This is a genomic window from Streptomyces sp. NPDC060000, from assembly GCF_042737375.1.
Classification (GTDB): Bacteria; Actinomycetota; Actinomycetes; order Streptomycetales; family Streptomycetaceae; genus Streptomyces.
Map to the genome: position 1 here is coordinate 58,089 of NZ_JBHWUU010000011.1, position 13,051 is coordinate 71,139.

Genomic DNA, 13,051 nt, shown 5'->3' on the forward strand with positions numbered 1-13,051 from the left:
CGATGTCCTTTCCTCTGCTGACAGCGACGGCGGCGCTCCCGGCGATCGGGGCGGTCGCCACGGCCGCCGTACCGGCCACGCGGCGCAACGCCGCCAAATCGCTGGCCCTGCTGTTCTCCCTCGCGACACTCGCCCTGGCGATCGTCGTCCTGGTCCGCTTCGATCCGGACGGCGGCCGCTACCAGCTCACCGAATCCCACTCCTGGATCGCGGACTTCGGGGTCAGGTACGAGCTGGGCGTGGACGGCATCGGGGTCGCGCTCGTCGCGCTGACCGCGCTGCTGATCCCGTTCATCATCCTCGCGGGCTGGCACGACGCCGACCCGCTGGAGACGGGCCACAAGCGCTGGCGGCCCACGCAGGGCTTCTTCGCCCTGATCCTGGGCGTCGAGGCGATGGTGATCATCTCCTTCGAGGCGACCGACGTCTTCCTCTTCTACATCTTCTTCGAAGCCATGCTGATCCCGATGTACTTCCTCATCGGCGGCTTCGGGGACCGTGCCCATGAGCACGGTGAGGAGGCGGCGTCCACGCAACGGTCGTACGCGGCCGTGAAGTTCCTCCTGTACAACCTGGTCGGCGGCCTGATCATGCTGGCCGCGGTGATCGGCCTCTATGTGGTCGCCGGTAACTTCTCGCTCACCGAGATCGCCGCGGCCCGCGCCAACGGCACGCTCCACATGGCGACGAACACCGAACGCTGGCTGTTCCTGGGCTTCTTCTTCGCCTTCGCGGTGAAGGCGCCCCTGTGGCCACTGCACACCTGGCTGCCCAACGCCATGGGTGAGGCGACCACCCCGGTCGCCGTGCTCATCACCGCGGTCGTCGACAAGGTGGGCACCTTCGCGATGCTCCGGTTCTGTCTCCAGCTGTTCCCGGAGGCAAGCGAGTGGGCGACGCCCTTCATCCTCGTCCTCGCCGTGATCAGCATCATCTACGGGGCGCTGCTCGCCGTGGGCCAGCGGGACATCAAGAGGCTGGTGGCGTACGCCTCGATCTCGCACTTCGGGTTCATCATCCTGGGCATCTTCGCGATGACCAGCCAGGGCCAGTCCGGCGCGACGCTCTACATGGTCAACCACGGGATCTCGACGGCGGCGCTGATGCTGGTCGCCGGCTTCCTGATCTCCCGGCGCGGCTCGCGGCTCATCGCCGACTACGGCGGGGTGCAGAAGGTCGCCCCGGTGCTCGCCGGCACCTTCCTGATCGGCGGCCTGGCGACGCTTTCGCTGCCGGGACTCGCACCCTTCGTGAGCGAGTTCCTGGTCCTGGTCGGTACGTTCGAGCGGTATCCGGCGATCGGCGTCGTCGCCACCCTCGGCATCGTCCTCGCCGCTCTCTACACCCTCGTCCTCTACCAGCGGACGATGACCGGCCCGGTGAAGCCCGAGGTCTCGGCGATGCCCGACCTGCGCGCGCGTGAACTCGCGGTCGTCGCCCCGCTGATCGTGCTGCTGATCTTCCTGGGCGTCTACCCGAAGCCCGTCACGGACATCGTGAATCCGGCGGTCAAGCAGACCCTGTCCGACGTACACAAGAAGGACCCCCAGCCCGAGGTGGAGGCGGCCAAGTGAGCGCATCAGCCGTCCACAGCCTGTGGACAACCGCGGCAACCGCCGCCGACCCGATTTCGAAGATCGACACGCCGAAGATCGAATACGGGCAATTGTCGCCCACCTTGATCGTCGTGGGCGCGGCGATCATCGGGGTGCTGGTCGAGGCGTTCGTGCCGCGCAAGCACCGCTACTACGCCCAGCTGTTCGTGTCCGTCGTCGCGCTGGTCGCCGCGTTCGCCGCGGTGGTCGCGCTGGCCGAGGGCGGGTACGGCACCACGAAGGCGCGCATCGCGGCCATGGGCGCGATCGCGGTCGACGGACCGGCCCTGTTCCTCCAGGGCACGATCCTGCTGGCCGCCCTGGTCGGCCTGTTCACCTTCGCCGAACGGCGCCTCGACCCCGAGACGCACGGCAACCGGGTCGACTCCTTCGCCGCCCAGGCGGCCTCCGTGCCCGGCAGCGACAGTGAACAGGCCGCGGTCAAGGCCGGGTTCACGACGACCGAGGTCTTCCCGCTGCTGCTGTTCGCGGTCGCCGGCATGCTGGTCTTCCCTTCGGCCAACGACCTGCTGACCCTCTTCATCGCCCTGGAAGTCTTCTCGCTGCCGCTGTACCTCCTCTGCGCGCTGGCCCGCCGCAAGCGGCTCATGTCGCAGGAGGCCGCGGTCAAGTACTTCCTCCTCGGCGCTTTCGCCTCCGCGTTCACCCTCTTCGGCATCGCCCTGCTGTACGGGTACGCGGGCTCGGTGTCGTACGGCACGATCGCGCGCGTCGTCGACGGCACCATCCAGAACGTGAACCCGGCGCTCGCCGACACCATGGGCAACGACGCGCTGCTCCTCGTCGGCGCCGCGATGATCGTCATGGGACTGCTGTTCAAGGTGGGCGCCGTGCCGTTCCACATGTGGACGCCCGACGTGTACCAGGGCGCGCCGACCCCGGTCACCGGCTTCATGGCCGCGGCGACCAAGGTGGCCGCCTTCGGCGCGCTGCTGCGCCTCCTCTACGTCGTCCTGCCCGGGCTGCGCTGGGACTGGCGGCCGGTCATGTGGGGCGTCGCGATCATCACCATGCTGGGCGGCGCGATCGTCGCGATCACACAGACCGACATCAAGCGGCTGCTGGCGTACTCGTCCATCGCGCACGCCGGATTCATCCTCGCGGGTGTCATCGCGACCACCCCGGACGGCGTCTCGTCGGTCCTCTTCTACCTGGCCGCTTACTCGTTCGTGACGATCGGCGCCTTCGCGGTGGTCACCCTCGTGCGCGACGCCGGTGGCGAGGCGACCCACCTGTCCAAGTGGGCCGGCCTCGGGCGCAGGTCACCCCTGGTGGCGGCCGTGTTCGCGGTGTTCCTGCTGGCCTTCGCCGGTATCCCGCTGACCTCCGGGTTCGCCGGGAAGTTCGCCGTGTTCAAGGCGGCGGCCGAGGGCGGCGCGGCCCCGCTGGTCGTGGTCGGTGTGATCTCGTCGGCGATCGCGGCGTTCTTCTACATCCGCGTGATCGTGCTGATGTTCTTCAGCGAGCCGCGGCCCGACGGCCCGACCGTCGCCGTTCCGTCGCCGCTGACGATGACGGCGATCGGGGTGGGTGTGGCGGTCACGCTGGTGCTCGGCGTGGCGCCGCAGTACTTCCTGGACCTGGCGAACCAGGCGGGAGTGTTCGTGCGCTGACCCATGGCGCCGCTGACCTGCGGCGAGCTTGTGCGGTGGGCCCGGTTCCCCGAGGGAGCCGGGCCCACCGGCGTGTACACCAGCCCGGACCCGGGCGGCCCGATCCTCGGTCCGCCACGCAGAGTCACCGGAAAGAGCCTGTGGATAACTCCGGCGCTGTCAGTCCGGACCCCTATCGTGGAGGCAGTGGTCGAAGGACGACGTACGGGGGACCAGTCGATGGGCGGGACAGGCGGGATCAGCGAGATGACAGGTATCACCGGGACACCGGAGCGGACCGAGAGCGAGGCGCTGGCCACGCTGCACCGGGTCTTCGGATACGACGCCTTCCGCGGCGAGCAGGAAGCGGTCATCGAGCACGTGGTGGCCGGCGGGGACGCGGTCGTCCTCATGCCGACCGGCGGCGGCAAGTCGCTGTGCTATCAGATCCCCGCCCTGGTCAGACCCGGTACGGGCATCGTCGTCTCCCCGCTGATCGCGTTGATGCAGGACCAGGTCGACGCGCTGCGGGCGCTCGGGGTGCGGGCCGGGTTCGTCAACTCCACACAGGACTTCGACGAGCGGCGCGTGACCGAGGCAGAGTTCCTCGCCGGCGAGCTGGACCTGCTGTACCTGGCACCGGAGCGGCTGCGCCTGGAGTCCACCCTGGACCTCCTCTCGCGCGGCAAGATCGCGGTCTTCGCGATCGACGAGGCGCACTGCGTCTCCCAGTGGGGCCACGACTTCCGCCCCGACTACCTCTCCCTCTCGCTGCTCGGTGAGCGCTGGCCGGACGTGCCACGGATCGCGCTCACGGCGACGGCCACCCACGCCACGCACCAGGAGATCACCCAGCGGCTGCACATGCCGACGGCGCGGCACTTCGTGGCGAGCTTCGACCGCCCCAACATCCAGTACCGGATCGTGCCCAAGGCCGACCCCAAGAAGCAGCTGCTGAACTTCCTGCGTGAGGAGCACCCCGGCGACGCCGGCATCGTGTACTGCCTCTCACGCAACTCCGTGGACAAGACAGCCGAGTTCCTCTCCCGCAACGGCGTCGAGGCGGTGCCCTACCACGCGGGTCTGGACGCGGGCACGCGCGCGGCACACCAGTCCCGGTTCCTTCGCGAGGACGGCCTGGTCGTGTGCGCGACCATCGCCTTCGGCATGGGCATCGACAAGCCCGACGTACGGTTCGTCGCCCACCTCGACCTGCCCAAGTCGATCGAGGGCTACTACCAGGAGACAGGACGTGGCGGCCGTGACGGACTGCCCGCCACGGCATGGATGGCCTACGGGCTCAACGACGTCATACAGCAGCGCAAGCTGATCCAGTCCGGGGAGGGCGACGAGGCCTTCCGGCGGCGGGCCGCCGCCCACCTGGACTCGATGCTGGCGCTGTGCGAGACCGCCCAGTGCCGCCGCGGACAGCTCCTCGCCTACTTCGGCCAGGAACCGGAGCCGACCGGCTGCGGCAACTGCGACACCTGCCTCACACCCCCGGAGACCTGGGACGGCACCGTCGCGGCCCAGAAGGTGCTGTCGACGATCGTTCGCCTTCAGCGGGAGCGCGGACAGAAGTTCGGCGCGGTGCAGATCGTCGACATCCTGATGGGCAAGCGCACGGCCAAGGTGATCCAGTTCGACCACGACCAGCTGTCGGTGTTCGGCATCGGTGAGGAGCTCTCCGAGGGCGAATGGCGAGGCGTGGTACGGCAGTTGCTGGCACAGGGGCTGCTCGCGGTCGAGGGGGAGTACGGCACGCTGGTGCTGACGGAGGCCAGCGGGGTGGTACTGCGCCGCGAGCGGGACGTGCCGCTGCGCAAGGAGCCGAAGAAGCCGACGACGGCGAAGGCGTCGGGCTCTTCCTCCTCCGGCAGGAGCAAGACCAAGGCCGCCGCGGCCGAGCTGCCCGACAAGCTGCTGCCCGCCTTCGAGGCTCTGCGTGCCTGGCGTGCCGAACAGGCCCGTGAGCAGGGCGTCCCTGCGTACGTCATCTTCCACGACGCCACGCTCCGGGAGATCGTCACGGCGTGGCCGACCTCGGTGGAGCAGCTCGGCGGCATCGGCGGGGTCGGCGAGAAGAAACTGGTGACGTACGGGGAGGGCGTGCTCGCGGTGCTGGCGGCACAGGGCGGCACACCGGGCACCGCCACTCCGGGAGCTGCCGAGAGCGCCGCTCCCGACATTGCCCCGGGACCCGCTCCCGGCGCCGGCCCGGGGGCCGGAACAGACCCCGGAGCCTCGGACTACTGGCCCGAGATGGATGCGGAGCCGGAGCCCGAGGACTGGATGTAGGAGCCAGAGGACTGGAGACAGGAGACACGAGCCAGAGGACTGGAGACAGGGGACAGGGGACAGGGGAGGGGGACAGGGGGCTGGACGACCGGTCGGCCGGGCTGGATGGCTGGGAGGTCGGGGGGCCGGCTTCAGCTGGACCGGTTCGTCACAGGGCGCGTGTCGCGTACGCCCTGACGTCCGCGTCGGAGTCCGCCGTCGCCGTGGCGAGGGCCTCGTGGGCGGCCTCCGAGGCACGGTGGCGAGTCAGCGCCAGGACGGCGGCCTTGCGGACGTCGGCGTTCGGGTCGGCCAGGGTTTTGGCGAGGACGGGGACTGCCGTGTCCGGGTGGGCCACGGACAGCGCGGTGGCGGCACCGGCGCGCACCTGCCAGGCCGGGTCGGCCAGGGCGGTAACGGCCCGGGCGGCGAGCGGCAGCGGGCAGCCGGTGGTGCCCAACGCCCCGTAAGCGGCGGCCCGCACCAAGGCGTCGGGGTCGTCGACGAGCCCGACGAGGGCCGCGTGGACGGCATCGTGCTCGAGGGCGATGCCTGTACCGGAGCCGGAGCCGGAGCCGGAGCCGGAGCCTGTACCGGAGCCGGAGCCGGAGCCGGAGCCGGAGCCGGAGCCGGAGGCTGAGGCTGAGGCTGAGGTGTCAAGGGAGCCGTGGCCAGAGCCCGGGTGGGCCCCCGGCCCTGCACCGGCCCCCGCCCCTGCACCGGCACCGGCACCGGTGCCTGGGCTGTAGGCAGGGCCAAGGCCAGGGCCGTTGTCAGAGCCGGACAGGGGCGTGTCGCTCAGGCGGCCGACCGCCACCGTGGCCAGGGACTTGGCGATGGTGACGCGGACCTCGCGGGACGGGTCGGCGGTCGCCGCGCGGGCCAGTTCGTCGGCTGCATCGACGGACACCAGGGCGCGGACGGCCTCGATACGGACGGCGATGTCGGCGTCGGTGAGAGAGCCCGCGAACAGGGTGGCGTCGCCGAGGCGCAGGGCGCGCAGCACGTCCAGGGCCGCGGCGCGGACGACGGGATCGGACTCGGCCAGGGCGGCGGCCAGCCCGTCGCGCAGGGCGGGTTCCGGCGGCAGCGTCTCGACGAGCTCCCGCAGCGAGGCCGCCGCCGCGGAGCGCACCTCCGTGGCGGGGTCACGCAGCGCCTCGGCGAGGGCGGGCCCGGTGCCCGACGGCACGGTCTCGGTGAGGACGGCGACGGCCTCGCGCCGGACGACCGGCGCCGGATCGGTCAAGTACGGCAGAAGAGCGACGAGTTCGGGCTCCTCCTCAGCGAGGGCGACGAGCTCGAGAAGACGGGAGGAGGACCGAAGAGAGGAGGGCTGCTCGGGAACGGACCCGAACTCGGGTGCCGAAGGCGCCGAGGTGCCGTTCACCCCCGGGGCAGCCCCCGCGGACGCGGTTTCGGCCCCGGTGGCGACGGGTGCCACGTCCCGTGAACCGGCCGTGGCCACCTGTTCGGGGTGGATCTCGCCGAGATGTCGTGAGGGGCCGCCGACGGGGGTGAACTCGTCGACCGGAACCAGATAGGGAGCCACGGGACGGGCCGTGAACTCCATCGCACCGGAGGGGGACTTGTGCAGATCGAGGTGATGGAACCAGGAGGCGTCGTCGCGGCGGGGGTGGTCGAGACGCTCGTGGTAGAGGCCCCAGCGGGACTCGGTACGGGCCAGCGAGGCGCGCGCCGCCATCTCCGCGCAGTCACGGATGAAGCTGACCTCGGCGCACCGCATCAGCTCGTGCGGGGTACGGGCCCCCATCTCGGCGATGTCGTCGCGCATCCGCTCGAAGGACTCCAGGGCCAACGACAGCCGCGCGCCCGACTTCGGCGGGGTCACGTAGTCGTTCACGAAGCGGCGCAGCTTGTACTCGACCTGGGGCTGTGGCGGGCCCTCCGGGTTGCGCAACGGGCGGTAGATCAGTTCGTGCGCCTCGCGCAGCTGGTCGGCGGGCAGCTCACCTTCGTACGCCTTGTACTGGGCCGCGTCCGAGCCGGCCAGGTCACCGAAGACGAACGCGCCGATCATGTAGTTGTGCGGGACACAGGCCAGGTCGCCGGCGGCGTACAGGCGGGGGACGGTCGTCCGGGCGTGGGCGTCCACCCGTACACCCGAGGCCGAATGACCGCCGCACAGGCCGATCTCCGAGATGTGCATCTCGATGTCGTGCGTTCGGTAGTCGTGTCCGCGGCCGGAGTGGAAGGTGCCCCGGGTCGGTCGCTCGGTGGAGTGCAGGATCGACTCCAGCGCCGAGACCGACTCCTCGGGGAGGTGGCTCAGCTTCAGGTACACCGGGCCCCGGTCGCTCGCGACCTCCGCCGCGAACTCGGCCATCATCTGGCCCGACCAGTAGTCGGAGTCGACGAAGCGTTCGCCGTGCCGGTTGACCTGGTAACCACCGAAGGGGTTGGCGACATAGGCGCAGGCGGGGCCGTTGTAGTCCTTGATCAGCGGGTTGATCTGGAAGCACTCGATGCCGGTCAGCTCGGCGCCCGCGTGGTAGGCCATGGCGTAGCCGTCGCCCGCGTTGGTGGGGTTCTCGTACGTGCCGTACAGGTAGCCGGAGGCGGGCAGGCCGAGGCGGCCGCAGGCGCCCGTCGCGAGGACGACCCCGCCCGCGCGGACGGTGACGAACCGCCCCGTGCGGGTGTTGAAGCCGACCGCCCCGATGGCCCGCCCGTCCTCGGGAGAGGTCAGCACGCGCACCGGCATCACCCGGTTCTCGATCCGGATCCGCTCCCGCATCTCGCGCCGCCGCAGCTGCCGGTACAGGACCTTCTTGACGTCCTTGCCCTCCGGCATGGGCAGCACATAGGAGCCGGAACGGTGGACCTGGCGCACCGCGTAGTCGCCGTGCTCGTCCTTCTCGAACTTCACGCCGTACGACTCCAGGCGCTGCACCATGGCGAAGCCACGGGTGGCGGTCTGGCGGACGGTGGACTGGTCGACGATGCCGTCGTTGGCACGGGTGATCTCGGCGACGTAGTCGTCGGGCTCGGCGCGGCCGGGGATGACCGCGTTGTTGACGCCGTCCATGCCCATCGCGAGTGCCCCGGAGTGGCGGACGTGGGCCTTCTCCAGAAGCAGGACGTCCGCGCCGCGCTCGGCGGCGGTCAGGGCCGCCATGGTGCCGGCGGTGCCGCCACCGATGACGAGGACGTCGCAGGTCAGCTCCTCGGCGTCGCCGAGCGCGGGGATCTGCAGAAGGGTGTCCACCGGGGTGCCTTTCAGATGCTCAGTGAGGTCAGGACGTCGCGTCGCAGGGCCACGCGTGCCGGGTCGTCGTGGGCGGCCCGGTCGCGCGGGCGCGGCACGTCCCGTACGGCGAGGAGGCGGCCCGCGCCGAGGAGGGCCACGCGGTCGCCGAGGAACAGGGCCTCGTCCACGTCGTGGGTGACGAAGACGACGGTCGCGCCCGTGCCGTGCAGCACCTCCACCAGCAGGTCCTGCATGCCGGCGCGGGTCTGGGCGTCGAGGGCGCCGAAGGGTTCGTCCATGAGGACGGCGCGCGGGCCCGCGGCGAGGGCCCGGGCCAGTTGCGCCCGCTGGCGCTGGCCTCCGGAGACGCGGTGCGGCAACTGCCGTGCGCGGTCGGCGAGTCCGACCCGTTCGAGCCAGGCCCCGGCCTGCTTCCTGCGTTCCGCGCGCGGTGAACCCTGGATGGCGAGGGGAAGTTCGACGTTGGACAGCAGGGTGCGCCAGGGGAGGAGGGCGTCCTCCTGGAAGACCAGCGCGCGGTCCGCCGCCGGGCCGCCGATCGGCCGGCCGTCCTGCTCCACGGCGCCGGTCAGCGCGGGCAGCAGCCCGGCCAGGGTGCGCAGCAGCGTCGACTTGCCGCAGCCCGAGGGCCCGACGACGGTCAGGATCTCGCCCGGCGGGACGTCCAGGTCGACATCGGCCAGCGCGGCGGCGTCGGGGCGGCCGAGGGTGGCCGCGCGGAGGGTGAGCCGGGTACCGCGTACGGCGGTGCCGGAAGCCGTACCGGTGGCCGCGTCGACGGTGTCCCCACGGTTGGTCTCGCGGGTCTCAGACGAGGTGCTCATCGCGCGCCTCCTCGGGTTCGGGTCCGGTGGGGACGGCGGCGGGGGAGGCCGCCGGTGCCGGCGCGGCCGACCGGTCGCTCCCCGGCCGGGTCCGGCCCGGGGGGACGTACGAGGTGCGGGGCAGCCAGTGGGTGAGACGGCGACCGAGCAGTTCCACGGCCGTGGACGTGGCCCAGCCGAGCACGCCGATCGTGACCATGCCGACGAACACCCCCGGGTAGTCGACGACCGTGTAGTCCTGCCAGGTGCGGTAGCCGACGCCGTACTGACCGGAGATCATCTCGGCGGAGATCACACAGATCCACGACACGCCGATGCCGACCGACAGACCGCTGAAGATGCCCGGCAGCGCCCCGGGAAGGACGACCGAGCCGAGGATCCGCCACCGGCCACCGCCCATGGTGCGTACCGCCTCCTCCCACCCGGGGCTCAGCGCGCGGACCGCGTGCCGGGTGGAGACCATCACCGGGAAGAAGGCGGCGGTGAAGGTGATGAAGACGATGCCCTGTTCGTTGGAGGGGAAGAGCAGGATCGCGACGGGCACCAGGGCGATCGCGGGGATCGGGCGGACGACTTCGAGGATCGGTCCGAGCAGGTCCTCGGCGAGGCGCGAGCGCGCCACGAGCACGCCCGTGGCCACGCCCAGCACGGCGGCCAGGAGGAATCCGGTGACGATGCGGGTGAGGCTGTCGGCGAGGTCGGTCCAGTAGTCGTCGCCGGCCAGGCGGTCGCCGAAGGCGCGGGCCACGTCGGCGACGGTGGGGAACTGCGAGAACCGCAGCCACAGGTCGATGTCCAGGCTGGTCAGCAGCTGCCACAGGCCGAGGGCGGCCGCCACCGAGGCCGTCCGCAGCGCATACCGGGTCACGACACACGCCCCAGCGCGTCGGCGTACGTGATGATCCGGGCGCCGCCATGGGCGTCGACATAGGCCTGCGCGGTCGCCGGGGCGACGAACGGCAGAAGGGTCTCGCCGTCGGCGACCCAGACGGCCTTGTCGGCGAACCACAGGGTGCCGGTGGTGGCGTCGGGGACGTAGGCGGCGCGGATGCCGTCCTTGTGCTGCGCGACGTAGGTCAGCAGTTCGGCGGGCGACTTGAAGGTACGGGTCTCGGTGGCGTCCTTCGGCCATACCTCGCTCGCGGCGGGCGCGGGCGAGGTGGCGAGCTGCTCCGCGTACGACGAGCCGAGCGCCTTCTTCACGTACTGGTCGTCGACGAAGGAGTCCACGTCGACGTCTCCCGTCAGCTTCGCCGCCTTGAGGATCGAGACGTCCTCCTTGAGCGCGGAGACGAGCTGGGGCTTGACGGCCGGGTCGAAGGTGGAGATGCCGTGCGCGCCGTTGTAGAGGTAGACGACCTCGGCGGGCAGACCGGTGGCTTCGGCGACCTTCTCGGCGGCGGCCACGGGGTGCGTGTCGATGTAGTCGGTGGCTTCGGACTGCGCCTTCAGGAACGCCTCCAGCACGGCCGGGCGCTTCTTCGCGAAGTCCTCGCGCGCGGTGACGCCGTGGAAGGTGGGCAGGTCCAGCTGGGCACCGTCGTACAGGGCCTTCGCCTTGCCCTGGTAGGCGAGCAGACCTGGCCAGGCGACGAACTGCGAGAGAGCGTCGGCGCTGCCCGCGGAGAGGGCCGACGCGCCCACGGCCGGCTGCTGGTTGAGCTTCTCGATGCCCTTGTCAGGGTCGATGCCGGCGCGCTGCAAGGCCCGTACGAGGGTGCCGTCGGCGGCGGAACCGATGCTGGTGGAGATTTTCTTGCCCTTGAGGTCCTCTATGGAGGCGAGCTTGGAGTCGGGTGCGGTGACGATGGTGTTGAGGCCGCCCCGGAGGTTGTAGCCGGTGACCGAGACCAGGTGGGTGGGCTTGCCGAGCTGTTTGCCGCGGGCCGCGTTGATGAGGAGCGGGAAGTCGCCCATCGAGCCGATGTCGATCTTCCCGGCGGTCATCTGCGCGGTGATGGGGGCGCCGGTGGCGTAGTCCTGCCAGTCCACCTTGTAGGTCTTGCCGTCGCCGAGTGCGTTCAACTCCTTCTCGAAATAGCCGAGTGAGCGCAGCAGAGTGCCTGCCGTGACGGTGTTGATGGTCTTGGACTGGTAGCCGACGGTGACAGTGACCGTGGAGCCGCTACCGGCCTCGGCGCTGCCGCATCCGGTGAGGGGGAGCAGGAGGAGGGCGCCGGCCGCGGCGATCACTTCGGACTTCGCCGCTCGGGATTTCATCGCTTTGGGATGCATGGAGGTTCGGGCCTTTCACCGGAGCAGGTAGGGCATGTTGACCGTGACGGCTCCGGTGGGACAGCGGGCCGCGCACGGGCCGCAGTACCAGCACTCGTCGACGTGCATGTAGGCCTTGCCGTTGCTCTCGTCGATGGCGAGGGAGTCCAGCGGGCACATGTCCACACAGAGCGTGCAGCCGTCGATGCACTTCGACTCGTCGATGGTCACGGGCACGTCGGCCCGCTGGGGTGCCAAGGTCATGGCTGTCTCCAGAAAAGTCCCGAGAATTTCTGAGAAATCCCGAGCGGCAGTGAACCGATGAGGCCGTGCCGAACGATGAAGGGTTGAGGGCGGAGAGGGGACGGACAAGCGGACGGACAAGCGGACGGGCGAGTGGGCGGGCGAGTGGGCGGAGGAGAGGGAGGAACGAAGGCGGAAGCGAGGGTGGAAGTGAGACCGACGGGAGATGTCAGACGGAGCGGTGCAGCAGGCCGCTCATCGAGATGCGGTCTCCGCGGAAGCGGATGAACTCCAGGTCCACCGGGCGGCCGTCGGCGAGGTGGGTGAGGCGTTCGAGCATCAGGACGGCGGCGCCGCGCGGTGCCTCCAGTACGGCGGCGGAGTGGGCGTCCGCGGTCACCGCCTCCAGAGTGATCTCGGCGTGGCCGAGGCGCTGCCCGGTGACGGCCTCCAGCAGGCGGAAGACGTCGGTGTTCTCCAGGTCGGCGCCGAGCAGGGCGGTGCCGATGTCGAGCGGGATGTAGGTGAGGTCGAGGGAGAGGGGGATGCCACCCAGACGGCGCAGGCGTTCGATGTAGAGCACGTCGGTGCCGGGCGGTACGTGGAGGCGGTCGGCCACCGGGGCTGGTGCGGCGACGGGGCCCATGGTGCGGACCTCGTTGGTGACGTGACCGTGCTCGTGCAGGGTCTCCGCGAGACCCATCAGGCGGTCCAGGCCGTGCGGGTACTTCTGTGCCACGACGACCGTGCCGACGCCCGGGAGGCGCTCGACCAGCCCTTCCGCCCGGAGGAGGTCGAGGGCCTGGCGGACGGTGTTTCGGGAGGCACGGTAGTCCGTGGCGAGGATCGACTCGTGGGGGAGCGTGCCGTCCGGGAAGCCGTCGGTGAGCAGCTGGCGGCGTAGCAGGTCGGCCAGCTGACGCGCCTGGTCCGCGCGCAGCCGACGACGCGCGCGGTGGGCGGCGACGGTGGTCGCGCCCTGGCCGGCGTGGTCTCGGATGCGGTCGGTGGGTGGCATGTTTCGAACCATAGCGAGCCAGTAGGAAAAGCAGT

The 13,051-nt window shown here is 70.7% G+C and carries 9 protein-coding genes; 3 read left to right on the forward strand and 6 right to left on the reverse strand.

The window, feature by feature from the left end; translation table 11 throughout:
* Positions 1-2: 2 nt before the first annotated feature.
* From ACFWBB_RS08820 to recQ, 3 genes are all read left to right on the forward strand, one after another.
* Positions 3-1,574, forward strand: coding sequence for an NADH-quinone oxidoreductase subunit M (locus ACFWBB_RS08820; RefSeq protein WP_385268598.1), 1,572 nt, complete (start codon positions 3-5; stop codon positions 1,572-1,574).
* Positions 1,571-3,229: an NADH-quinone oxidoreductase subunit NuoN gene (gene nuoN, locus ACFWBB_RS08825; protein WP_385268600.1), complete on the forward strand. Its 1,659-nt coding sequence runs from the start codon at positions 1,571-1,573 to the stop codon at positions 3,227-3,229. Before ACFWBB_RS08820 ends, nuoN begins: the two co-directional genes overlap by 4 nt.
* 219 nt (positions 3,230-3,448) lie before the next feature.
* Positions 3,449-5,506 carry a DNA helicase RecQ gene (gene recQ / locus ACFWBB_RS08830; RefSeq protein ID WP_385268725.1) on the forward strand — a complete coding sequence of 686 codons (2,058 nt, stop codon included), beginning with the start codon at positions 3,449-3,451 and terminating at the stop codon, positions 5,504-5,506.
* Between the two features lie 148 nt (positions 5,507-5,654).
* Here recQ and ACFWBB_RS08835 read toward each other — a convergent pair whose 3' ends face one another.
* The 6 genes from ACFWBB_RS08835 to ACFWBB_RS08860 all read right to left on the reverse strand — a co-directional run bounded on the left by ACFWBB_RS08835 (position 5,655) and on the right by ACFWBB_RS08860 (position 13,016).
* Positions 5,655-8,714: a fumarate reductase/succinate dehydrogenase flavoprotein subunit gene (locus ACFWBB_RS08835; RefSeq protein ID WP_385268602.1), complete on the reverse strand. Its 3,060-nt coding sequence runs from the start codon at positions 8,712-8,714 to the stop codon at positions 5,655-5,657.
* A gap of 11 nt (positions 8,715-8,725) precedes the next feature.
* A complete protein-coding gene (locus ACFWBB_RS08840; protein ID WP_385268604.1) occupies positions 8,726-9,541 on the reverse strand; it encodes an ABC transporter ATP-binding protein in 816 nt (271 codons plus the stop codon).
* Entirely contained in the window at positions 9,525-10,409 is an 885-nt protein-coding gene (locus ACFWBB_RS08845) for an ABC transporter permease (RefSeq protein WP_385268606.1), read from the reverse strand. Before ACFWBB_RS08845 ends, ACFWBB_RS08840 begins: the two co-directional genes overlap by 17 nt.
* The gene (locus ACFWBB_RS08850) at positions 10,406-11,761 is read right to left on the reverse strand and encodes an ABC transporter substrate-binding protein (RefSeq protein WP_385268608.1); all 1,356 of its coding nucleotides are present in this window, start codon (positions 11,759-11,761) and stop codon (positions 10,406-10,408) included. The genes ACFWBB_RS08845 and ACFWBB_RS08850 overlap by 4 nt, the downstream gene beginning before the upstream one ends.
* Positions 11,762-11,791: 30 nt before the next feature.
* Complete coding sequence (locus ACFWBB_RS08855; protein ID WP_020130156.1) at positions 11,792-12,019, reverse strand: ferredoxin family protein; 228 nt, start codon at positions 12,017-12,019, stop codon at positions 11,792-11,794.
* 208 nt (positions 12,020-12,227) lie between these two features.
* Positions 12,228-13,016 (reverse strand): GntR family transcriptional regulator, encoded by a 789-nt coding sequence (locus tag ACFWBB_RS08860; RefSeq protein ID WP_385268611.1) that lies wholly within the window; start codon positions 13,014-13,016, stop codon positions 12,228-12,230.
* Positions 13,017-13,051: the final 35 nt, after the last annotated feature.

Excerpts from the sequence above, each read along its gene's own strand:
- ACFWBB_RS08820 (WP_385268598.1), top strand. The coding sequence starts at position 3 with ATGTCCTTTCCTCTGCTGACAGCGACGGCGGCGCTCCCGGCGATCGGG.
- recQ (WP_385268725.1), top strand. The coding sequence starts at position 3,449 with ATGGGCGGGACAGGCGGGATCAGCGAGATGACAGGTATCACCGGGACA.
- ACFWBB_RS08840 (WP_385268604.1), bottom strand. The coding sequence starts at position 9,541 with ATGAGCACCTCGTCTGAGACCCGCGAGACCAACCGTGGGGACACCGTC.
- ACFWBB_RS08850 (WP_385268608.1), bottom strand. The coding sequence starts at position 11,761 with ATGAAATCCCGAGCGGCGAAGTCCGAAGTGATCGCCGCGGCCGGCGCC.
- ACFWBB_RS08855 (WP_020130156.1), bottom strand. The coding sequence starts at position 12,019 with ATGACCTTGGCACCCCAGCGGGCCGACGTGCCCGTGACCATCGACGAG.
- ACFWBB_RS08860 (WP_385268611.1), bottom strand. The coding sequence starts at position 13,016 with ATGCCACCCACCGACCGCATCCGAGACCACGCCGGCCAGGGCGCGACC.